The following is a 19,721-nucleotide window of genomic DNA, read 5'->3' on the forward strand; positions in this document are numbered from 1 at the left end:
ACGCGATGGGTCAGATCAGCTGGCGATGTGCACCACTGCGTCGCCGGAGTTGACCAAGGGCGCCTCGGTGCGACCGACGACGATCCCGTCGCGGTTGGCGTAGACCGCGTTGAGCGTCTTGCCGAAGGAGTCGAAGAGAGTGCCGAGGCGCTCGCCGTCGGCGACCTCCTGACCCAGCCGGGCGTCGAGGTGCAGGATGCCCGTACGACGCGCCCGCACCCACCCGCTCGAGCGGCACTCCCGCGACGGCCGCGCAGGAGGCTCGGAGACCTCGTCGGTCATGCCCAGTGTCGCAAGCACGCGTCGTACGCCGATCACGCCGGCCTCGACGGCGTAGGAGTCGAAGCGCAGCGGCTCGCCCGCCTCGTAGACCAGCACGATCGCGCCGCGCTCACGGGCGGCGTGGCGCAGGGAGCCGTCGCGGATGCCGGCGTGCAGCATGACCGGCGCTCCGAACGCCTCGGCCAGCTCGCGGGTGCGTGGGTCGTCGAGGTCGGCCCGCACCTGCGGCAGGTTGGACCGCTTGTCGGAGCCGGTGTGCAGGTCGATGCCGACCTCGCACTTGGCGACGACCTCGGTCATGAAGAGGTGGGCGATCCGGCCGGCGAGCGACCCGCGCGCGGAGCCCGGGAAGGAGCGGTTGAGGTCGCGGCGGTCGGGGAGGTAGCGGTCGCCGGTCATGAAGCCGAGGACGTTGACGATCGGCACGGCCACGAGCGTGCCCCGGAAGGCCTTGGGATCGAGGCTGCCCATGACCTGGCGGATGACGTCGACACCGACGACCTCGTCACCGTGGATCGCCGCGTCGAGCCACACGGTCGGGCCGTCGTCGCGGCCGTGCACGACGCGCACCGGCAGCGTGACGTCGGCGCCGGTGACCAGCCGCGTGATCGGCAGCTCGAGGGCGCGCGCGGACCCGGGTCGGATGCGGACGGTGCCGATCGCGAAGGACTCCCGTGCCATCACATGCCCCGGTTCTTGCGACGGGTACGACGCTTGGGTCGCCCGCCGAGGTAGGACCGCGAGCTGTCGACCAGGAAGCCCTGGCGCAGCGCCTCGCGGCCGATCAGCAGGCGGAAGCCCATCTCGTCGCGGCGGCTCAGGGTCATCTCGACGGGGATGGTGCGGTCGAGCAGGCGCACGTCCATGAGGACGACGTAGCGCTCCTGCTCGTGGCCGGTCGACGAGCGGATGGTCCGGCGGTCGTGGACCGGCAGCTCCACCTCGACGATGTCGTCGGTCGACCGCTGCCACGGGTGGATCGAGAACCGCACCCACGACCGGCCGTCCCGTTCGAGCTCGGTGAGGTCGAAGGCGTGGATCGCCGAGGAGCGCGCGCCGGTGTCGAGCTTGGCCTTGACCCACTCGACCCCGAGGTCCGGCAGGGAGACCCACTCACGCCACCCGGCGATCGTCTGGCCCGCAACCGTGGGGGACGAGCTCTCGTGGGTGGGCGGCACGGCGCCATCTTCTCAGGGACTCCCCTCTAGGTTGGGAAGCATGGAGTTTCGATACCTCGGCAACAGCGGACTGAAGATCTCTGAGATCACCTACGGCAACTGGCTCACCCACGGCTCACAGGTGGAGAACGAGACCGCCACCAAGTGTGTGCAGGCGGCCCTGGACGCGGGCATCTCGACCTTCGACACCGCCGACGTCTACGCCAACACCGCGGCAGAGACGGTGCTCGGCGAGGCCCTCAAGGGCGAGCGGCGCGAGTCGCTGGAGATCTTCACCAAGGTCTACTGGCCGACCGGCCCGCGCGGCAAGAACGACACCGGTCTCTCCCGCAAGCACATCATGGAGTCGGTCAACGGCTCGCTGCAGCGGCTGCAGACCGACTACGTCGACCTCTACCAGGCCCACCGCTACGACACCGAGACCCCGCTGGAGGAGACGATGCAGGCGTTCGCCGACGTCGTCCGCCAGGGCAAGGCGCTCTACATCGGCGTCTCGGAGTGGACGGCCGACCAGATCCGCGAGGGCGTGCGACTGTCGAAGGAGATGGGCTTCCAGCTGATCTCGAGCCAGCCCCAGTACTCCATGCTGTGGCGCGTCATCGAGGACGAGGTCGTGCCCACGTCCGCCGAGCTCGGCGTCTCCCAGATCGTGTGGAGCCCGATCGCGCAGGGCGTGCTGTCCGGCAAGTACCTCCCCGGCGAGGCGCCCCCGGCCGGCTCGCGCGCCACCGACGAGAAGGGCGGCGCCGACATGATCAAGCGGTTCATGCGCGACGACGTGCTCACCCGCGTCCAGGCGCTCAAGCCGATCGCGGACGACGCCGGCCTGACGATGGCCCAGCTCGCGATCGCCTGGGTGCTGCAGAACGACAACGTCGCCGCGGCGCTCGTCGGTGCGTCCCGCCCCGAGCAGGTCGGCGAGAACGTCAAGGCTGCCGGCGTGCGTCTCGACGCCGACGTGATGTCAGCGATCGACGAGGCGCTCGGCGACGTGGTCGAGCGCGATCCCGGCAAGACGGCCGAGACCGCGCCGAAGGGCCGCGTGGCCTGATCAGGCAGCGACCAGCTCGTCGATCTGGTTGATCGCCGAGGTGGCGCCCTCGACCATGCCCATGTCGAGCACCTTCTGCAGGGCCTCGGCCGACGCGTAGGTGCTGGTGTAGGTCGCTCGCGTGCCGCCGTCGTGCTCGGCGAACGAGAAGGTGCTCTGCCCCTCCGGGAGCTTGGTGTTCTTGGTGAACTGCTCGTCGAGGGCGAACCCGTCGACGAACGTGAAGCGGCCGGGCTCCTCCACGTCCTCGACCTCCCAGTAGCCGTAGTAGCGCTCGCCCTCGGGGCCGGTCATGAAGTAGTTCATCCGACCGCCGGGGGCGAGGTCGTGGTCGACGAACGTTGCGGGGTGGGTCGGCGGGCCCCAGACGCGCTCGAGCTGGCGCGGGTCGGCGTACACCTCCCACACGCGCTTCGGCGGGGCGGCGAAGTCGGCCACGATGGTCAGGGTCAGGTTGTCCAGGTCGTGCGTGACGTCGGTGACGGGCATGTCACTCATTCCTCTCGGTTCGGGGTCTCTGAAGTGGTGGGAGCCGGCTCGGCGATGAGCTCGTCGATCCGGGCGATGCGGCCGCGCCAGACGGCCTCGATCTCGGTGAGCATCGAGCCCACCGAGCGGACGGCCTCGACGTCGCCGCTGGCCAGCGCCTCACGGCCCTGGCGTCGCTTGGTGACGAGGCCTGCCCTCTCGAGCACGGCGACGTGCTTCTGCACGGCCGCGAAGCTCATGTCGTACGACGACGCGAGCGTCGAGACCGAGTGCTCCCCGGCCAGCACCCGGCGCAGGATGTCGCGCCGCGTGCGGTCGGCCAGCGCGTGGAACATGGCGTCGGCCCGGTCCTCCTGGGCGTCGGCCTGGTGCCGGTCGCGCTCGCTCATGGGACTAACGTACAACCAATCAGTTGTACGTTGTCAAGCCTTCTCCCGATACTCCGTATTAAAAAGCTTCTCCTGAGGCGTGGGGGAGGAGCTTCTTGATACGGACTATCGGGGGTTGTGGGGGCAGTCAGTCGAGGGTGATGACCACCTTCACGTCGTCACCGCCGTCCCGGTCGAAGACCTCAGGTGCGTCGTCGAGCGGGACCTGCGTGGTCACCAGCCGCGCCAGCCAGTCGCCCTCGGCGGCGGCGAGCGCCTGAGCGCCCTGCTCGTAGTGCCGGAGGTTCGCGTTGACCGAGCCGACGACCGCGTCGTTCTCGAGCACGATGTCGCGGTTGAGGCTGCCGGCGTCGACGTGGATGTGCCGCCCTCCGCTCGAGACCCCGGTGAGGCAGACGATGCCGTACGGCGCCGTCTCGGCCATCGCGGCGAACACCAGGCTGGCGACCCCCGTCGCCTCCACCACGACGTCCGGGCGGTGCGTCCGGGCGATCTCCTCGATGCTGCTCGAGTGGTAGGTCGCCCCGAGGTCACGCACCAGGTCGGGCTTGGGGCCGTCGGTCACCAGGTCGAGCACGTGCACGTCGAGCCCGCGCTGCACCCCGATCATCGCGGCCAGCAGGCCGATCGGCCCGGCGCCGGTGACGAGGACCGTCTCCGGCTCGAACCACGCGCGCGCACCCACCCGGTCGACCTGCTCCCACGCCTTGGCGACCACGCTGGCCGGCTCGGTGAGCACCCCGGCCAGGCCCAGTCGGGACTCGACCCTCACGGCGAAGCCGGTCGGGACGGTCCACAGCTCGCTCGCGTAGCCGTGCAGCTCCTTGATGCCTCGCTCGGTGTACCTGCCGTTGCGGCACATGTCCCACTCGTCGTGCGCGCACGCCCCGCAGGGCTCGGGGTCCGGTCGTCGTACGACACCCGCCACGAGGTCGCCCACACTGAAGCCGCTCCCCTCGGGAGCCCGCTCGACGCGTCCGAGGGACTCGTGGCCCAGGACCAGCCGTTCGCTCGAGGGGGGCGCCCAGCCGTACTCGCCACGGACGATCTCCTTGTCGGTGCCGCACACGCCCACGGCGACGCCGCGCACCAGCAGCTCGCCGTCGCCGGGACTCGGGTCGGGCAGCTCCTCGACGCGGACGGTTCCGGGCTCCAGGGGCTTCACGGTGAGTGCTCGCACACCCACCGACGTACCCGATCGGTCGTCAGGGAGCCACCGGGTTACCGTGACGCCGTGAAGCTGGCGATCTTGTCCCGGGCCCCGCACTCCTACAGCACCCAGCGACTGCGCCACGCCGCCGTCCAGCGTGGCCACGACGTCAAGGTCCTCAACACGCTGCGCTTCGGCATCGACCTCTCCGGCGAGGAGCCCGACCTGCTCTTCCGTGGCAAGCAGCTGTCGACGTACGACGCCGTGCTCCCGCGCATCGGCAACTCCATCACCTACTTCGGCACCGCCGTCGTGCGGCAGTTCGAGCAGATGGACGTCTACACGCCCAACACGGCCTACGGCATCACCAGCGCGCGCGACAAGCTGCGCGCCACCCAGATCCTCTCGCGCCACGAGATCCCGATGCCGCCGACGACGTTCGTCCGCGACCGCGCGGACGTGATCCCGGCGATCGAGCGCGTCGGTGGGGCGCCCGTCGTCATCAAGCTGCTCGAGGGCACCCAGGGCATCGGCGTCATCCTCGCGCCGACGATCAAGGTCGCCGAGGCGATCATCGAGACGTTGCAGAGCACCCGCCAGAACGTGCTGATCCAGCGCTTCGTCAAGGAGAGCAAGGGCCGTGACATCCGCGCACTCGTCGTCGGCGACCGGGTCGTGGCGGCGATGCGGCGGGTCGCCCAGGGCGACGAGTTCCGCTCCAACGTCCACCGCGGTGGGTCCGTGGAGCCCGTCGACCTCGACCCGGAGTTCGAGCGGGTCGCGGTCCGGTCGGCGCAGATCATGGGCCTGCGGGTCGCAGGCGTCGACATGCTCGAGGGCCGGAGGGGTCCTCAGGTGATGGAGGTGAACTCCTCCCCGGGCCTCCAGGGTGTCGAGACGGCGACCAAGCTCGACGTGGCCGGCGCGATCATCGACTACATCGACAACCAGGTGGCCTTCCCGGAGATCGACGTACGACAGCGGCTCAGCGTCTCCACGGGCTACGGCGTGGCCGAGATCGTCGTCCACGGCGACGCCGACCTGGTCGGCAAGACGCTGGGTGAGTCAGGGCTCCGCGAGAAGGACATCAGCGTCCTCACGCTCCACCGGGGGATCACGGTGATCCCTAACCCCCGCGCCAGCCACGTGCTCGAGCCGGAGGACCGGCTGCTGTGCTTCGGCAAGCTGGAGGAGATGCGCTCGATGATCCCGTCGCGCCGCGGGCGCAGCCGCAAGGTCAAGCGGCTGCCCAAGAACCCGATCGACGGGTCGTGAGGCGCGCCTCCTGCGACGGCTCGGTTACTTCGAGGGCTCCGGCACGTCGACGTCGACGTCCTTGCAGTCGACCTTGGGGTTGACGCCCATGTAGTTGAGCGGGCCGGCGACGACGGTGAGCACCGCGTCGCTGGTCTCGGAGCAGTTGGTCTTCGCGTCGGAGAAGTAGTCGCGCTGGTAGGCGGCGAAGGCTCCGATGACGAGCCAGATCACGAGCAGCAGGCTGATGAGTCGTCCCATGCCCGTCCTGTACCCCGTGACGCTGCGTTCAACCCATGATGGACGCATGACCGCCTGGGTGCTCCACGTCGACATGGACCAGTTCCTGGCTGCGGTCGAGCTCCTGCGCCGGCCGGAGCTGCGTGGGATGCCCGTCGTGGTGGGCGGTCGCGGCGACCCGACCGAGCGCGGGGTGGTGAGCACGGCGTCGTACGAGGCGCGGGAGTTCGGCGTGCGCTCCGGCATGCCGCTGCGAACCGCCCTCAAGCGGTGTCCGGACGCGGTGTTCCTGCCGGTCGACTTCCCGGTCTACGAAGCCGCCTCCGAGCGTGTGATGGCCACGCTCCGAGCCCATCCCGGTGCGGTGGTGGAGGTGCTCGGCTGGGACGAGGCGTTCGTCGGCGTCGAGACCGACGACCCGGTGGCGACGGCCCACGCGCTGCGCGCCGAGGTGCTCGCCGCCACCGACCTGCACTGCTCGGTGGGCGTCGGCGACACGCTCGTGCGCGCCAAGATCGCCACCGACTTCGGCAAGCCGCAGGGCACCTTCATGCTCACGCGCGACAACTGGCTCGAGGTGATGGGCGACCGCCCCACGACGGCGTTGTGGGGTGTCGGGAAGCGCATCGCGGCGCGGCTCTCCGCGGTCGGCATCGAGACGGTGGCGCAGCTGGCGTCAGCCCCGGAGGACGTCCTGGTGGGCGGGTTCGGTCCGTCGATGGGGCCGCACTACGGCCGCCTGGGCCGAGGCGGCGGGCGCTCGACGGTCGACGACACCCCGTGGGTGGCGCGCGCTCACGGCCACGAGCGGACCTTCCAGACCGACCTCGTCGACGTCGCCGAGGTCGAGGCGGCGGTCCACGACCTGGCCGCTGCCGTGGTCGCCGACCTGCGCCGGGAGGGCCGGGCCTGCCAGCGCGTCCACCTCAAGGTGAGGTTCGCGCCGTTCTTCACCTTCACCCGGATCCGCAAGCTGACCGAGCCGACGTACGACGCCTCGGTCGTCGCCGCGACCGCGCTCGACCTGCTGCGTGGCCTGGACGACGACCGGCCGATCCGCCTGCTGGGCGTGCGCGGGGAGATGGTGCCGCCGGAGGGCGGCTACTGAGCGGTCCCTGCTCCGGTCGGGCGGGTGTGCCAGAGCCACGCGATGCCGGCGAACGGCAGCACCAGGGGCAGCCAGCCGTAGCCGGCGCCGTACTCCGACCAGACGGTCTGGTCGGGGAAGAGGTCCGGGTCGAGGACCGTCAGCGTGCCGACGGTCAGCACGCCGACCAGCTCGAAGCCGACCGCCGCCCATGCCAGGCGGCGCGGGTCGGGCCCCACCTCGGCCAGGCCGAGGGTGGCGGCGACGTAGACGAGACCGGCGATGGCGGAGAGGCCGTAGGCCAGGGGTGCCTCGCCGGCCCGTGTGCCGAGCTGGACGAGGGAGCGCGCCGTGGCAGCGAGGGCGAAGACGCCGTAGACCGCGACGAGGAGGCGGCCGGCGCCGCTGCTGGTCGAGCTCACGACTGCCAGATCTGCAGCGCCCGGACGATCATGAACGCCTCGGTCAGCCCCGCGACCGCCAGCACCGCAGTCGCGCCGCGGCTGCGCTCGACCAGCGACCAGGCGAAGCCGAGCGGCAAGATCGCGAGCGCCGCGACGAGGTAGCCGAACAGTGTGATCGCGTCGGGACCCGAGAGGTCGGCGCCGCCGACCTGGACCGCGGCGACCACCAGCATCACGAGCACCCCGGCCTCGACCAGCCCGGCCAGGCCCAGCAGGCCCCAGTCGGGGGTGCGGTCCAGGGCGACGTAGACCAGCACCACCAGTGCGAACACGAGCGAGCCGGCGATGAGCACGAGGGGCAGCGGTCCGTCCACGAGCGCCGATTCTCGCAGAGGCCTACGTGAGCGACGAACGGAAGCCGCGCAGTCGCAGGCTGTTGGTGACGACGAACACGCTGGAGAACGCCATGGCGGCACCGGCCAGCATCGGGTTGAGCAGCCCGGCGGCAGCCAGCGGGATCGCGGCCACGTTGTAGGCGAAGGCCCAGAAGAGGTTGCCCTTGATCGTCGCCAGCGTCCTGCGTGCAAGGCGGATCGCGTCGGCCGCCACCCGCAGGTCGCCGCTGACCAGCGTCAGGTCGCTGGCCTCGATGGCGACGTCGGTGCCGGTGCCCATGGCCAGCCCGAGGTCGGCCTGCGCGAGCGCCGCAGCGTCGTTGACCCCGTCACCGACCATCGCGACGACGCGGCCCTCGGCCTGGAGTCGCTGCACCTCGGCGACCTTGTCGGCGGGCAGGACGTCGGCGATCACGGTCTCGATGCCGACCTCGTCGGCCACCCGCCTCGCGGCCGCTTCGTTGTCGCCCGTGAGGAGCACCGGCGTGAGGCCGAGGTCGCGCAGGCGGCGGATCGCCTCGCCGGAGGTGTCCTTGACGGCGTCGGCGACGACCACGAGGCCACGCGCCCTGCCGTCCCAGCCGACCGCCACGGGGGTGCTGCCCTCGGCCTGCGCCGCCGTCATCTCGGCCTCGAGCTCGGGGGAGAGGTGCTGGGACCACTCGGCGAGGAGCCGCGGACGGCCGACCAGGACGGCGTACCCGTCGACGACCCCCTGGACCCCGAGCCCCTCGAGGTTCGTGAAGTCCTCGACCATCGGCAACTCGTCGCCGGCGGCGGTCGCGATGGCGCGGGCGATCGGGTGCTCGCTGGCGTGCTCCAGGGCTCCGGCCAGTCGGAGCACCTCGTCGGCGTCCTCGCCCTCGGCGGCGACGACCTTCTGCACGGTCATCACGCCGGTGGTCACGGTGCCGGTCTTGTCGAGCACCACCGTGTCGACGCGGCGGGTGGACTCCAGCACCTCGGGTCCCTTGATCAGGATGCCGAGCTGGGCGCCGCGGCCGGTGCCGACCATCAGCGCGGTCGGGGTGGCCAGGCCCAGGGCGCACGGGCAGGCGACGATCAGCACCGCCACCGCCGCGGTGAAGGCTGCCGTCGGCCCCGCGTCGTTGCCGAGCCAGAAGCCCAGGGTGGCGACGGACAGCGCCATCACGGTGGGCACGAAGACCGCGGAGATGCGGTCGGCGAGCCGCTGCACCTGCGCCTTGCCGTGCTGGGCCTCCTCGACCAGTCGCGCCATCTGCGCGAGCTGGGTGTCGGACCCGACCCGCGTCGCCCGGACCAGCAGCCGGCCACCGGCGTTGACGGTCGCGCCGACCACGGAGTCGCCGACGCCGACCTCGACCGGGACCGACTCGCCGGTCAGCATGGACGCGTCGACCGCCGAGCTGCCCTCGACGACGACGCCGTCGGTGGCGACCTTCTCGCCGGGGCGTACGACGAACACGTCGCCCACCGCGAGCTGCTCCACCGGGATGCGCTCCTCGCGGCGGTCGCCGTCGGGACCGCGGAGCACGGCCACGTCCTTGGCGCCCAGGGTCGCCAGTGCCCGGAGCGCGGCGCCGGACTGGCGCTTGGCGCGCTCCTCGAGCCAGCGCCCGAGCAGGATGAAGGTCGTCACCCCGGCGGCGACCTCGAGGTAGATGTTGGAGGCGCCGTCGGCCCGGTCGATGGTGAGCTCGAAGGGGTGGACCATGCCGGTCTCGCCGGCCGTGCCGAGGAACAACGCGTAGAGCGACCACCCGAAGGCGGACAGCACGCCCACCGAAACCAGGGTGTCCATCGTCGCGGCGCCGTGGCGGGCGTTGACGAGGGCGGCGCGGTGCAGCGGCCAGGCACCCCACACGACCACGGGGGCCGCGAGGGCCAGTGAGGCCCACTGCCAGTAGGTGAACTGCCAGGCCGACACCATGCCCATGGCGATGACGGGCACGGACAGCAGCGCGGAGATGACGACGCGGTCGCGCAAGGGATCGCGCTGCTCGTCGTCCTCAGCCCCGTCCGCAGCCTCGGGCGCGGCCTGCGGAAGAACGGCGGCGTAGCCCGCGTCGGCGACCGTCTTCAGCAGCACGTCGGTCGAGACGTCTTCGGGGTAGGAGACCCGGGCCTTCTCGGTGGAGTAGTTGACCGTGGCGGTGACCCCGTCGAGCTTGTTGAGCTTGCGCTCGATGCGGTTGGCGCAGCTCGAGCAGGTCATGCCGCTGATCGCGAGCTCGATGTCAGTGGCCATGGTTGCCGCCTCCCGCGTGGGCACGCACGGCGAGCTGCGCCGTACGGACCACGCCGTCGTGCTTGAAGTCGAAGAACAGTCGGTAGCCGCCCGCAGAGGGGAGCTCGACGCCGAAGGGGACCTCAGGGCCGGCGTCGGTCGCCTCGGGGTGCACGTGGAGGTAGGCCAGGTCGCCCTCCCGCAGCGCGACCAGGTGGCCGTAGGCACCCAGGTAGGGCTGGAGGTCGGTGACGGGCTCGCCGTCGCGGCTCACCCTGACCGAGACGGCGCCCTCGTCGAGGCTGCCGATGAGCTCCACGGTGTAGCCGTCGACCTCGCTCGAGGTGACGGATCCCGGGTGCGACGCGGGCCGGAACCGGCCGGTGACCTGGAGGTCGGTGCCGAGCGTGACGGCCTCGCCCCCGGTCGGCCTGAAGTCGGCGAAGACCCGCCAGCTGCCGGGGGTGAGGCCGAGGTCGGTGGTCCACACGCCGTCCTGCGACAGGGTGGGGTGGACGTGCTGGTAGCCGCTGAAGTCGCGTCGCACGGCAATGAGGTGGAGCTGCTTCTCGTGCTCGACGTCGTACGACGTCACGGGCGCGCCATCGGGACCGGTGATCGTGAAGCGGAGGGTCGCGCGACCCGGGCGCTGCGTCGTCCCCGGGAGCTCGAGGGTGTAGCCGTCCTGGCTGACCAGGAGGCCGCCGGGGAGGTGCGTCGCCTCCTCCGCCGCGTGGGGGGCGTCGTCGGTGTGGGCCTCGCCCTCGGACTCGTCGCCCATGTCGTGCGAGGCGACCGGCTCGTCGAGGACGGGCGCCACCGCCGCGCCGGCCCCCCACGCCGCCGCGAAGGCGACGAGGAGGCCGACCGCGAAGGCGGCGATGCGGGCTGTCGTGCTCATGCCACGGCGTAGCCGGCTTCCTCGACGGCGGCCTTGACGGCCGCGGGGTCGAGGGGCTGGCTGCTGGTGACGACGACCTGGCCGGTCTCGAGGGTGACGTCGACGTTCTCGACGCCGTCGAGCTCGGAGATCTCCTCGGTGACGGAGGCGACGCAGTGGCCGCAGGTCATGCCGGTGACGGTGAGGGTCTGGGTGTCCATGGGTGCTCCTTCGATCGTTGGTTGATCAGGACTTCACGAGGCGAGCGATGGCGTCGCTGGCTTCCTTGAGCTTGCGCTCCTGCTCGTCGCCGCCCTGACGGACCGCCTCGACGACGCAGTGCTCCATGTGCTCGTCGAGCAGGCCGAGCGAGAGCGCCTGGAGGGCGCGGGTCACCGCGGACACCTGCGTGAGGATGTCGATGCAGTACTTCTCCTCGTCGACCATCCGGGCGATCCCGCGGACCTGCCCCTCGATGCGCTTGAGGCGCTTGAGGTGGGCGTCCTTGGTGCCGTGGGCGATGTAGCTGTGCTCGTGCTCGTGCTCGCTCATGCGGCCACCATACCCCTAGGGGGTATCAGACGCAAGGTCAGGTGCGGTAGCCGCCCAGGAGGTCGGCCAGCTTGAGGTGGCGGGCGGCCTCGTCGCGCTTGCCCTGGCGCTGCAGGGCGCGACCGATGAGCAGGTGTGCGTAGGGCTCGTGCGGGTCGTGCTCGAGCAGCTCGGTGGAGACGCGGATCGCGCTGTCGAGCTGGGCGGAGTGGAAGTAGGCACGCGCCAGCAGGAGCCGGGCGTCGGTGAGCTCGTGGCCCACGTCGCCGGCCTCGGAGATCAGCTCGGCGAGCAGTACGGCGGCCTCGCGGTAGGCGCGCTCCTCGAAGAGCCGCTGCGCGCGGACCCACCTGTCGTGGGCGGTGTCCTCGAACAGCCCGGCGTGGCCGCGGAGCATCTCCTCGAACGGGGTGAAGTCGGTCATGGCTCCTCCTGCCTGCTGATTCGTGTCCCCTCGAGAACGCCCTCGCCGCCCGCTCGATTCCGCGGAATACCCTGTGAGGAGGGCGTGTTGGGCAGGTAGTTCAATCTTCAATAGAGTCTCGGCACCTCGTTCAGTCAGGATGGCAGCCATGCAGTTCGGCATCTTCAGCGTCAGCGACGTCACGGCTGACCCGACCACCGGCAAGCGCCCCACCGAGGGCGAGCGGATCGAGGCGATGACCCGGATCGCGCTCAAGGCCGAGGAGGTCGGCCTCGACGTCTTCGCGACCGGCGAGCACCACAACCCGCCGTTCGTCGCGTCCTCGCCCACCACGCACCTGGGCTACATCGCGGCGAAGACCGAGAAGCTCCTCCTCTCGACCGCGACGACGCTCATCACGACCAACGACCCCGTCAAGATCGCCGAGGACTACGCCTTCCTGCAGCACCTCTCCGGTGGACGCGTCGACCTGATGATGGGCCGCGGAAACACCGGCCCTGTCTACCCGTGGTTCGGCAAGGACATCCGTAAGGGCATCGAGCTCGCGGTCGAGAACTACCACCTCCTGCGCAAGCTCTGGCGCGAGCCGGTCGTCAACTGGCAGGGCGAGTTCCGCACTCCCCTGCAGGGCTACACCTCCACGCCCGCGCCGCTCGACGGCACGCCGCCCTTCGTCTGGCACGGCTCCATCCGCAGCCCCGAGATCGCCGAGCAGGCGGCCTACTACGGCGACGGGTTCTTCCACAACCACATCTTCTGGAACAAGGAGCACACCGAGCAGATGGTGCGCCTCTACCGCCAGCGCTTCGAGCACTACGGCCACGGCGCGGCCGACCAGGCGATCGTCGGCCTGGGCGGGCAGGTCTTCATGGGGACGACCGAGGCCGAGGCCAAGCGGCAGTTCCGCCCCTACTTCGACAACGCGCCCGTCTACGGCCACGGCCCCTCCCTCGAGGACTTCTCCGAGCTCACCCCGCTGACCGTCGGGACCCCCGAGCAGGTCATCGAGCGCACGCTCGGCTTCGCCGACTACGCCGGTGACTACCAGCGCCAGCTGTTCCTCATCGACCACGCCGGCCTGCCGGTCGAGGTCGTGCTCGAGCAGATGGAGATCCTCGGCAAGGAGGTCGTGCCGGTGCTGCGCGCGGAGTTCGAGCGCCGCCGCCCGGCCCACGTGCCGAGCGACCCGCCGACCCACGCCTCGCTGGTCGCGGCCGGCCCCGACGGCCCCCACCACCTGGTCGAGCCGGCTCGACCGAAGGTCGACGCATGAGCCACCGCATCGTGGTCGTCACCGCGGGCCTCACCGTCCCGTCCTCCACCCGGCTGCTCGCCGACCAGCTCGCCGAGTCTGTGACCACCCAGGTCAGCGCCCGCGGCGAGGAGGTGTCGGTCGAGGTCATCGAGCTCCGTGAGCTGGCGGGCGAGCTCGCCACGTTCATGACGAGCGGCGGCGTCCCCACCCCGACCCTCACGCGGGTGCGCGAGCAGGTCTCCGGCGCCGACGGCCTGATCGCCGTCACCCCGGTCTTCAGCGCCTCCTACAGCGGGCTGTTCAAGATGTTTTTCGACGCCCTCGACCCCACGTCCCTCTCCGGGATGCCGGTGCTCCTCGGCGCCACGGCCGGTACGGCACGCCACTCGCTCGTCCTCGAGCACGCGATGCGACCGCTCTTCGCCTACCTGCGCGCAGTCGTCGCTCCCACGGCGGTGTTCGCGGCGACCGAGGACTTCGGCTCCTCCGGCCTGGCCGAGCGCATCGCGCGGGCGGCAGCCGAGCTCGCGACCTCGGTGCTGGCGCAGGGTGACTACGCGCTCGAGGGCTTCGGGCCCGACCTCGCCGCGCGCCCCCGTCGTACCTCCGGCACCCAGGTCGACAGCGACGTCACGCCCTTCGCCGACCTGCTCAAGGGCCACTCCGGCTGATCCCCGAGTCGGCGCAAACCCCCCGCCCAGTCGGCGCAAAGCTCCACCGAGTCGGCGCAAAGGGGCTGCCGAGTCGGCGCTTCCCGGGGCTAGTTTGGGTCGTCAGGTCTTCCCGAAGGCAGGAGCAGCCATGGCCAGCAAGCTCAACCCCTACGTCAACGTCCTCGACGGCAAGGCCCGAGAGGCCGCGGAGTTCTACCAGTCGGTGCTCGGCGGCGACCTGGCGATCAGCACCTTCGGCGAGATGGGCACCGAGGGCCCAGTCGCCGAGCAGGTGATGCACGCCCAGCTCGAGACGCCGGCAGGCTTCACCCTCATGATCGCCGACGCGCCCCCGGAGATGGTCTCGGTCACCATGGGCGACAACATCTCGATCAGCATCTCCGGCGACCAGGCCGAGGCCGAGTCGCTGCGTGGCTGGTTCGCCGCACTCGCCGAGGGAGGCGAGGTGCGCCAGCCGCTCGAGCCCGCCCCGTGGGGTGACGAGTTCGGCATGCTGGTCGACAAGTTCGGCATCGGCTGGATGGTCAACATCACCGGCGAGTGACCGCGTCCTCGAGGGTGGCGGCACACGACGCCGCCGCCCCGAGGGTGGCGGCGGACGACACCGCCGCGGGTTCCGATGTCGTGTGCCGCCAGGGTGCCGGGTCCGATGTCGTGTGCCGCCAGTCAGACGCCGGCGCCGACGGTCAGCCGACCGTCACGGGCTCCTGCTCGACCGACGGCGGTACGACGCCCCCCACGGGTCGTGCGGGCACGCTCGGCCACCACACCCGGTCCCCGAGCAGGACGAGGGCAGCCGGGAGCATGACCAGCCGGATCAGCGTCGCGTCGATGAGGATCGCGGCCGAGAGGGCCACGCCCATCATCTTCATCTCGAGCATGCTCAGCGTCGCGAAGATGGCGAACACCGACACCATGACGGCGGCGGCGCTGGTGACCACCGAGGCGCTGTCGGTGATGCCCTTCTCCACGGCCACCCGCGTCGGCAGGCCCCTGCCGACCAGCTCGCGGATCCGGCTCATCACGAACACGTGGTAGTCCATCGACAGCCCGACCAGCACGACCAGGACGAACAACGGGATCCAGTCGATGACGAACCCGGGGCTGGTGAAGTCGAGCGCCCCCTCGAACCAGCCGTGCTGGAAGACGAGGGTGAGGATCCCGAAGGCCACCCCCACGGAGACCAGGTTGAGCGTGGTCGAGACGAGGGCGATGGGAATGCTTCGGAACGCCGTCCCCATCATCACCAGCGTGAGCAGCAGGACGAACCCGATCACCGCCGGCATCCACCTGGCGAGGTGGTCGCGGAAGTCGAGGTTCCACGCGGCCCCGCCGCCGACCGCCCACTCGACGTCGTGCCCGGCGAGCGCCTCGGGAGCGACCCGGTCGCGGAGGTCGACGATCGCGTCGGTCGTGCGGTCGTCTGAGTCGCTCCAGGGCAGGGACAGCGTCAGGACGGACGTCTGGCCGTCGGCAGAGGTCGCGAGCCCCTCGGGCACCTCGCCGAACGCGCCGGTGGAGGCAGCACCGGCCGCCAGTCGCTCCAGGGCGGCGTCGGCGCCGTCGCCCTTCGCCGCCACCGCGACGGTGGTCCCCTCGCTGGGGAACTCCGCGGCGACGGTCCGCATCGTGGCGACCGCGCGGATCGATCCGGGCAGCGTCTCCAGCGTGGCCGCATGCATCGACATGGTCAGCGCCGGTGCCGCGAGGGCACCGACGACCACCACCGAGCCGACGAGCGCGGCGACGGGACGTCGTACGACGGGCGCCAGGATGCGGCTGCTCAGGCCACCCGCCCCGATGCGCCGGTTGAGCCGCCACAGCAGAGGCACGCGGGGCCGGTCGACCCAGCGGCCGAGCTTGACCAGCAGCGCCGGCAGGACCGTGATCGAGCCGGCCACGGCGACCGCGACCACCACGATCGCCCCCGTGGCGAGGGAGCTGAAGGTGACCGACTGGACGAGGTAGAGCCCGGCCATCGACGCGATCACCGCGAAGCCCGACACCAGGATCGCGTGGCCCGAGGTCCTGGCGGCGATCTCGACCGCGTCCAGCGTCGTACGTCCCGCAGCCCGCTCCTCGCGCTCGCGCTTGAGGTAGAAGAGCGAGTAGTCGACGCCCACCGCCATCCCGATCAGCACGATCATCGATCCGACCGTCGGCTCCGCGGGCACGACGTGGGAGAGGACCGCGGAGACCCCCATGGTGGCGGCGACGCTGCCCAGCGCCAGGAGCACCGGGATGCCGGCTGCGATGAGGGCACCGAAGGCCAGGAGCATCAGCACGAGCGTCACCGGGATGCTGATCCCCTCGGCAGCGCGCAGGTCGTCCGCCACCTGGCCGTTGATCCCCTCGTCGAGGCTGAGGTCACCGGTCTGCCGGACCGTGACGTCCGGGTGGGCCTCGGAGACCGCCGCCCGCACCTCGCCGAACGGCTCGACCTCCTCTGCGTCGTCGGCCAGGGACGCGGAGACGAGCACGGCCGACTCGTCGGCGCTCCAGATCGGCGGCGAGACTTCCGTGACTCCTTCGACGTCGCCCAGCCGGGTCGCCGCGTCCGCGGCGGCCGCCGCGAGCTCCGCGGGCGAGCCCTCCAGCAGCAGCATCTCGCTGCCGGGCTCGGCCAGGCCGGCTTCCTCGATCATCGCGTCGGCGCGCCCCGACTCCCCGATGCGGTAGTCGGCGTCCTCCGCCTCGTGGGTGGGGACGAGCACCGCGAGGCTCGTCGCGGCCGCCACGAGGACCAGCCAGGTGAGGATGGCGCGCCACGGGTGCTCGGCGCTCCAGCGTGCAGCGCGCTGCGGGATACGGGTGATCAGGTCGGCGGCCATCGCCGTGCTCCTTCGGTCGAGAATGGGTTGCTCCCACGCTCTCGCCGGCGGGACCGCGCGTCAGGGGTGGCATCTCCCGCCCAGGAGTGGGGTTGACCCCACCTGCTCGGCGAGGCGCGTCGGCGAGGATGGGGGCATGATCGAGAAGGCGGGACCCTGGCGGCTCACGGGCTTCGCGGCCGTGCAGCTGCTGCTGGTCGCGCCCACGATCGTCGCGCTGGTCCTTGCCGTCGTCGGCGGCGCCACCTCGCTGCTCGTGGTCGGGATCCCTGTCCTGCTGGTCGGCCTCCCGATGCTCCGGTGGATCTCCGGGGCGCACCGCCAGATGGCGGCCGCGACGCTGGGCCACGAGGTGCCGGCCGCCCACCGCAGCACACAGGGGCAGTCGGTGGCGAAGCGGTTGACGACCTGGGCGGTGGACCCGGCGACCTGGCGCGAGCTCGCCTGGGCGGTCGCCTCGGTGACCGTGGGGCTCGCGATCGCGTTGGCGGTGCTGATCCTCTTCCTCCCCGTCGTGACGTGGGTCCTCTGGTGGTACGCCACCCCGCACCTGATGGCCCTGCGCGCCCGCCTCGACGCCCGACTGCTGAGCCGCGGTCACCACGAGCTTCTCGAGGAGCGGGTCCAGGTCCTGACGGAGACTCGTGCCGACTCCGTCGACCGGTCCGCGGCCGAGCTGCGGCGCATCGAGCGCGACCTCCACGACGGTGCCCAGGCACGGCTGGTGGCGCTGCAGATGAACCTCGGCCTCGCCCACGAGCTGGTCGACTCCGACCCGGACGCCGCGCGCGCGCTGCTGGCCGAGGCGACCGCCACGACCGGCTCGGCGCTGGGCGACATCCGCGACGTCGTACGCGGCATCCACCCGCCCGTGCTGGCCGACCGTGGCCTGTCAGGTGCGGTCGACGCTCTCGCCCTCGACCTGGCCGTCCCGGTGACGGTCTCCCACGACCACCTCGGTCGGCTGCCCGCGCCCGTCGAGTCGGCCGTCTACTTCGCCGTGGTCGAGTGCCTGGCCAACGTGGGCAAGCATGCCGAGGCCGATCACGCGTGGGTGGAGCTGTCCCACCGAGACGGTGTCGTCACGGCTCTGGTCGGTGACGACGGGCGTGGTGGTGCCGACCCGGGCGCCGGGACCGGGCTGCACGGGGTGGCGAGGAGGCTGGCGGCGTTCGACGGGAGCGTGAGAGTGTCGAGCCCGGCGGGTGGCCCCACCCTCGTGACCCTGGAGGTGCCGTGCGAATCGTCCTCGCCGAGGACAACGCCCTCCTCCGGGACGGCCTGACCAGGATCCTGCTCGCGCACGACTTCGAGATCAGGCATGCCGTCGACAACGCCCCTGCCCTCGACGCGGCGCTCGCCGACCCCGAGGTCGACGCCGCCATCCTCGACGTGCGCCTCCCGCCCACGCTCACCGACGAAGGGCTGCGCGCCGCCGTCGCGGTGCGTGCCACCCGTCCCGGGTTCCCCGTCCTGGTGCTCTCGCAGTGGGTCGAGCACCTCTACGCCCGCGAGCTGCTGGCCAGTGGTGCGGGCGGGGTGGGCTACCTGCTGAAGGACCGCGTGGGCAACGTCCGCGAGTTCGTGGATGCCGTACGCCGCGTGGCCGACGGCGGCACCGCGCTCGACCCCGAGGTGGTGTCGGCGATCATGGCGCGCCCGCGTGCCAGGGCGGTCGACCGGTTGTCGCCGCGCGAGCGGGAGGTCCTCGGCCTGATGGCCGAGGGTCGCTCGAACGCAGCCATCGCCGCCGCGCTCTTCATCACGCCGAAGGCCGTGGACAAGCACGCCAACAACATCTTCACCAAGCTCGACCTGCCGCTCGCCCCGGACGACAACCGCCGCGTCCTCGCCGTGCTCGCCTGGCTGGACTCCTGAGCCACCACCGGGTGCCCCGGCGTCGAGTGGGTACCTCCCGAGGCATGAACGACATCATCTGGAGCTATCGCAACTCCGAGTGGATCGAGGACGCCGACCTGGTCGGCTACACCGTGAACGCCAAGGACGGCCCCATCGGCAAGATCCACGAGATGAGCACCGACGTGGGTGCCTCCTGGTTGGTCGTCGACACGGGAATGTGGATCTTCGGCAAGAAGCGGCTCATCCCGGCCGGCACCGTCGCGGGGGTCGACCACGAGAAGGAGCTCGTGATCGTCAACATGAGCAAGGCGGCGATCGAGGCGGCCCCCGACCACGACAGCGACGAGTGGGACGCGGCGATCCAGGGTCGCCATGCCGATCACTACCGCGAGTTCATCGAGGGTCAGGACGACGAGGTCCGCGGGCCACGACCGCTGTCCTGAGCCTGGGCCCCGTGCGCTGACGAGCGCCGGCCGTCAGGCGTCCCACGCAGGGCCGTCGCCGCCGAACCGCTCGACCAGCCGCCGACCGACGTGGCCGCCGTTGGCTCGACGCACCTCCTCGGGGACCTCGGGAAGGTTCTCCTCCCAGTCCAGCAGGGTGGACCCCCGCAGTTGCGGCATGCGCGCCGGCCGGCCGAAGAAGAACGGGTGCAGGTGGGCGCCGCCGTCGCCGATCCGGGCGCCGTGGCAGCGTCCGACGCTGGGGAGCTCCTCGACCGCCGCGGTGATGGCCACCGTCAGCCGCCCCATCTCCGAGGCCAGGTCGTCGGGCAGGTCGGCGAGGTCGTAGTGCTCGCGAGGGACGAGCATCAACGCCACCGGCAGCCGCATGGCGAGGAGCTTCAGAGTCCACCGCTCGTTGCTCCAGGCGACCCGGAGAGCCTGCTTGTCGGTGAGGGGTTGCCGGCAGAAGCAGTCGGCCGGGTCCTCGCCCTCGCGAGGCGGCTCGCTGTCGGCCAGCGGCTCGAGCGGCTTGATCCGCAGGCCGTCGAGCTCGAACGGGAAGATGTCCCAGCCCGGCATCAGCTCGATGGCGACCGGCAGGCGGCCCTCCGCGTCGGTCGCTGCCGCGACCCGGGCGTGGAACTCTTCGGCGGTCTCGAGGTTGCTCACGT

At 71.3% G+C, this 19,721-nt stretch carries 24 protein-coding genes; 9 read left to right on the forward strand and 15 right to left on the reverse strand.

The window, feature by feature from the left end:
* Nucleotides 1-15: 15 nt before the first annotated feature.
* Entirely contained in the window at nt 16-963 is a 948-nt protein-coding gene (locus EXE58_RS08415; protein WP_135267462.1) for a succinylglutamate desuccinylase/aspartoacylase family protein, read from the reverse strand.
* Entirely contained in the window at nt 963-1,460 is a 498-nt protein-coding gene (locus EXE58_RS08420) for an ATP-dependent zinc protease family protein (protein ID WP_135267463.1), read from the reverse strand. The genes EXE58_RS08415 and EXE58_RS08420 overlap by 1 nt, the downstream gene beginning before the upstream one ends.
* Before the next feature lie 40 nt (nt 1,461-1,500).
* Between EXE58_RS08420 and EXE58_RS08425 the strand changes: the two genes are divergently transcribed.
* A complete protein-coding gene (locus EXE58_RS08425; protein WP_135267464.1) occupies nt 1,501-2,511 on the forward strand; it encodes an aldo/keto reductase family protein in 1,011 nt (336 codons plus the stop codon).
* Here EXE58_RS08425 and EXE58_RS08430 read toward each other — a convergent pair whose 3' ends face one another.
* The 3 genes from EXE58_RS08430 to EXE58_RS08440 form a co-directional block, all read right to left on the reverse strand.
* Entirely contained in the window at nt 2,512-3,000 is a 489-nt protein-coding gene (locus EXE58_RS08430; RefSeq protein ID WP_135267465.1) for an SRPBCC family protein, read from the reverse strand. It lies immediately after the preceding gene.
* Nucleotides 3,001-3,005: 5 nt separating this feature from the next.
* Nucleotides 3,006-3,389 (reverse strand): ArsR/SmtB family transcription factor, encoded by a 384-nt coding sequence (locus tag EXE58_RS08435; protein WP_135267466.1) that lies wholly within the window; start codon nt 3,387-3,389, stop codon nt 3,006-3,008.
* Nucleotides 3,390-3,516: 127 nt separating this feature from the next.
* Nucleotides 3,517-4,569 (reverse strand): glucose 1-dehydrogenase, encoded by a 1,053-nt coding sequence (locus tag EXE58_RS08440; RefSeq protein ID WP_135267467.1) that lies wholly within the window; start codon nt 4,567-4,569, stop codon nt 3,517-3,519.
* 54 nt (nt 4,570-4,623) lie between these two features.
* Between EXE58_RS08440 and EXE58_RS08445 the strand changes: the two genes are divergently transcribed.
* The gene (locus EXE58_RS08445; RefSeq protein WP_135267468.1) at nt 4,624-5,814 is read left to right on the forward strand and encodes a RimK family alpha-L-glutamate ligase; all 1,191 of its coding nucleotides are present in this window, start codon (nt 4,624-4,626) and stop codon (nt 5,812-5,814) included.
* 24 nt (nt 5,815-5,838) lie between these two features.
* Here EXE58_RS08445 and EXE58_RS08450 read toward each other — a convergent pair whose 3' ends face one another.
* A complete protein-coding gene (locus tag EXE58_RS08450) occupies nt 5,839-6,054 on the reverse strand; it encodes a hypothetical protein (protein ID WP_135267469.1) in 216 nt (71 codons plus the stop codon).
* Nucleotides 6,055-6,100: 46 nt separating this feature from the next.
* Here EXE58_RS08450 and EXE58_RS08455 point away from each other — a divergent pair, with 46 nt between their 5' ends.
* Nucleotides 6,101-7,141 carry a DNA polymerase IV gene (locus EXE58_RS08455; protein WP_208544175.1) on the forward strand — a complete coding sequence of 347 codons (1,041 nt, stop codon included), beginning with the start codon at nt 6,101-6,103 and terminating at the stop codon, nt 7,139-7,141.
* On the opposite strand, the gene EXE58_RS08460 is transcribed toward EXE58_RS08455, so the two are convergent.
* From EXE58_RS08460 to EXE58_RS08490, 7 genes are read right to left on the reverse strand one after another with little or no spacing between them, the layout of a single operon-like run.
* Nucleotides 7,135-7,542 (reverse strand): hypothetical protein, encoded by a 408-nt coding sequence (locus EXE58_RS08460; protein WP_341869543.1) that lies wholly within the window; start codon nt 7,540-7,542, stop codon nt 7,135-7,137. The genes EXE58_RS08455 and EXE58_RS08460 overlap by 7 nt on opposite strands.
* Entirely contained in the window at nt 7,539-7,898 is a 360-nt protein-coding gene (locus tag EXE58_RS08465) for a hypothetical protein (RefSeq protein ID WP_135267471.1), read from the reverse strand. The genes EXE58_RS08460 and EXE58_RS08465 overlap by 4 nt, the downstream gene beginning before the upstream one ends.
* 22 nt (nt 7,899-7,920) lie before the next feature.
* Nucleotides 7,921-10,149 carry a heavy metal translocating P-type ATPase gene (locus EXE58_RS08470; protein WP_135267472.1) on the reverse strand — a complete coding sequence of 743 codons (2,229 nt, stop codon included), beginning with the start codon at nt 10,147-10,149 and terminating at the stop codon, nt 7,921-7,923.
* Entirely contained in the window at nt 10,139-11,029 is an 891-nt protein-coding gene (locus tag EXE58_RS08475) for a hypothetical protein (RefSeq protein ID WP_135267473.1), read from the reverse strand. The genes EXE58_RS08470 and EXE58_RS08475 overlap by 11 nt, the downstream gene beginning before the upstream one ends.
* The gene (locus EXE58_RS08480; RefSeq protein ID WP_135267474.1) at nt 11,026-11,229 is read right to left on the reverse strand and encodes a heavy-metal-associated domain-containing protein; all 204 of its coding nucleotides are present in this window, start codon (nt 11,227-11,229) and stop codon (nt 11,026-11,028) included. Before EXE58_RS08480 ends, EXE58_RS08475 begins: the two co-directional genes overlap by 4 nt.
* Nucleotides 11,230-11,254: 25 nt before the next feature.
* Complete coding sequence (locus EXE58_RS08485) at nt 11,255-11,560, reverse strand: metal-sensitive transcriptional regulator (RefSeq protein WP_135267475.1); 306 nt, start codon at nt 11,558-11,560, stop codon at nt 11,255-11,257.
* 37 nt (nt 11,561-11,597) lie between these two features.
* Nucleotides 11,598-11,984: a tetratricopeptide repeat protein gene (locus EXE58_RS08490; RefSeq protein WP_208544176.1), complete on the reverse strand. Its 387-nt coding sequence runs from the start codon at nt 11,982-11,984 to the stop codon at nt 11,598-11,600.
* A gap of 148 nt (nt 11,985-12,132) precedes the next feature.
* Between EXE58_RS08490 and EXE58_RS08495 the strand changes: the two genes are divergently transcribed.
* The 3 genes from EXE58_RS08495 (at nt 12,133) to EXE58_RS08505 (ending at nt 14,457) form a co-directional block, all read left to right on the forward strand.
* Nucleotides 12,133-13,257: an LLM class flavin-dependent oxidoreductase gene (locus tag EXE58_RS08495; RefSeq protein ID WP_135267476.1), complete on the forward strand. Its 1,125-nt coding sequence runs from the start codon at nt 12,133-12,135 to the stop codon at nt 13,255-13,257.
* Entirely contained in the window at nt 13,254-13,910 is a 657-nt protein-coding gene (locus tag EXE58_RS08500; protein ID WP_135267477.1) for an FMN reductase, read from the forward strand. The genes EXE58_RS08495 and EXE58_RS08500 overlap by 4 nt, the downstream gene beginning before the upstream one ends.
* Nucleotides 13,911-14,040: 130 nt before the next feature.
* Nucleotides 14,041-14,457 carry a VOC family protein gene (locus EXE58_RS08505; protein WP_135267478.1) on the forward strand — a complete coding sequence of 139 codons (417 nt, stop codon included), beginning with the start codon at nt 14,041-14,043 and terminating at the stop codon, nt 14,455-14,457.
* A 142-nt stretch (nt 14,458-14,599) separates the two neighbouring features.
* Here the strand turns inward: EXE58_RS08505 and EXE58_RS08510 are convergent, their stop codons facing one another.
* Nucleotides 14,600-16,744: an MMPL family transporter gene (locus tag EXE58_RS08510; protein ID WP_135267479.1), complete on the reverse strand. Its 2,145-nt coding sequence runs from the start codon at nt 16,742-16,744 to the stop codon at nt 14,600-14,602.
* A 136-nt stretch (nt 16,745-16,880) separates the two neighbouring features.
* Between EXE58_RS08510 and EXE58_RS08515 the strand changes: the two genes are divergently transcribed.
* Genes EXE58_RS08515 through EXE58_RS08525 form a run of 3 tightly spaced genes read left to right on the forward strand, consistent with a single transcriptional unit; the run spans nt 16,881 to nt 19,047 of the window.
* Complete coding sequence (locus EXE58_RS08515) at nt 16,881-18,029, forward strand: sensor histidine kinase (RefSeq protein WP_167288753.1); 1,149 nt, start codon at nt 16,881-16,883, stop codon at nt 18,027-18,029.
* Nucleotides 17,981-18,622 (forward strand): LuxR C-terminal-related transcriptional regulator, encoded by a 642-nt coding sequence (locus tag EXE58_RS08520; RefSeq protein WP_135267481.1) that lies wholly within the window; start codon nt 17,981-17,983, stop codon nt 18,620-18,622. Before EXE58_RS08515 ends, EXE58_RS08520 begins: the two co-directional genes overlap by 49 nt.
* A gap of 44 nt (nt 18,623-18,666) precedes the next feature.
* Nucleotides 18,667-19,047 carry a PRC-barrel domain containing protein gene (locus tag EXE58_RS08525; RefSeq protein WP_135267482.1) on the forward strand — a complete coding sequence of 127 codons (381 nt, stop codon included), beginning with the start codon at nt 18,667-18,669 and terminating at the stop codon, nt 19,045-19,047.
* 33 nt (nt 19,048-19,080) lie between these two features.
* Here EXE58_RS08525 and EXE58_RS08530 read toward each other — a convergent pair whose 3' ends face one another.
* Nucleotides 19,081-19,719: an HIT family protein gene (locus EXE58_RS08530; RefSeq protein ID WP_135267483.1), complete on the reverse strand. Its 639-nt coding sequence runs from the start codon at nt 19,717-19,719 to the stop codon at nt 19,081-19,083.
* Between the last annotated feature and the right edge of the window lie 2 nt (nt 19,720-19,721).

This window comes from Nocardioides seonyuensis (assembly GCF_004683965.1).
Classification (GTDB): domain Bacteria; phylum Actinomycetota; class Actinomycetes; order Propionibacteriales; family Nocardioidaceae; genus Nocardioides; species Nocardioides seonyuensis.

Bases quoted from the DNA above. Each gene is read 5' to 3' on its own strand.
- EXE58_RS08415 (WP_135267462.1), bottom strand. From the start codon at position 963: ATGGCACGGGAGTCCTTCGCGATCGGCACCGTCCGCATCCGACCCGGG.
- EXE58_RS08425 (WP_135267464.1), top strand. From the start codon at position 1,501: ATGGAGTTTCGATACCTCGGCAACAGCGGACTGAAGATCTCTGAGATC.
- EXE58_RS08430 (WP_135267465.1), bottom strand. From the start codon at position 3,000: ATGCCCGTCACCGACGTCACGCACGACCTGGACAACCTGACCCTGACC.
- EXE58_RS08435 (WP_135267466.1), bottom strand. From the start codon at position 3,389: ATGAGCGAGCGCGACCGGCACCAGGCCGACGCCCAGGAGGACCGGGCC.
- EXE58_RS08450 (WP_135267469.1), bottom strand. From the start codon at position 6,054: ATGGGACGACTCATCAGCCTGCTGCTCGTGATCTGGCTCGTCATCGGA.
- EXE58_RS08455 (WP_208544175.1), top strand. From the start codon at position 6,101: ATGACCGCCTGGGTGCTCCACGTCGACATGGACCAGTTCCTGGCTGCG.
- EXE58_RS08470 (WP_135267472.1), bottom strand. From the start codon at position 10,149: ATGGCCACTGACATCGAGCTCGCGATCAGCGGCATGACCTGCTCGAGC.
- EXE58_RS08475 (WP_135267473.1), bottom strand. From the start codon at position 11,029: ATGAGCACGACAGCCCGCATCGCCGCCTTCGCGGTCGGCCTCCTCGTC.
- EXE58_RS08480 (WP_135267474.1), bottom strand. From the start codon at position 11,229: ATGGACACCCAGACCCTCACCGTCACCGGCATGACCTGCGGCCACTGC.
- EXE58_RS08485 (WP_135267475.1), bottom strand. From the start codon at position 11,560: ATGAGCGAGCACGAGCACGAGCACAGCTACATCGCCCACGGCACCAAG.
- EXE58_RS08490 (WP_208544176.1), bottom strand. From the start codon at position 11,984: ATGACCGACTTCACCCCGTTCGAGGAGATGCTCCGCGGCCACGCCGGG.
- EXE58_RS08495 (WP_135267476.1), top strand. From the start codon at position 12,133: ATGCAGTTCGGCATCTTCAGCGTCAGCGACGTCACGGCTGACCCGACC.
- EXE58_RS08500 (WP_135267477.1), top strand. From the start codon at position 13,254: ATGAGCCACCGCATCGTGGTCGTCACCGCGGGCCTCACCGTCCCGTCC.
- EXE58_RS08505 (WP_135267478.1), top strand. From the start codon at position 14,041: ATGGCCAGCAAGCTCAACCCCTACGTCAACGTCCTCGACGGCAAGGCC.
- EXE58_RS08510 (WP_135267479.1), bottom strand. From the start codon at position 16,744: ATGGCCGCCGACCTGATCACCCGTATCCCGCAGCGCGCTGCACGCTGG.
- EXE58_RS08515 (WP_167288753.1), top strand. From the start codon at position 16,881: ATGATCGAGAAGGCGGGACCCTGGCGGCTCACGGGCTTCGCGGCCGTG.
- EXE58_RS08525 (WP_135267482.1), top strand. From the start codon at position 18,667: ATGAACGACATCATCTGGAGCTATCGCAACTCCGAGTGGATCGAGGAC.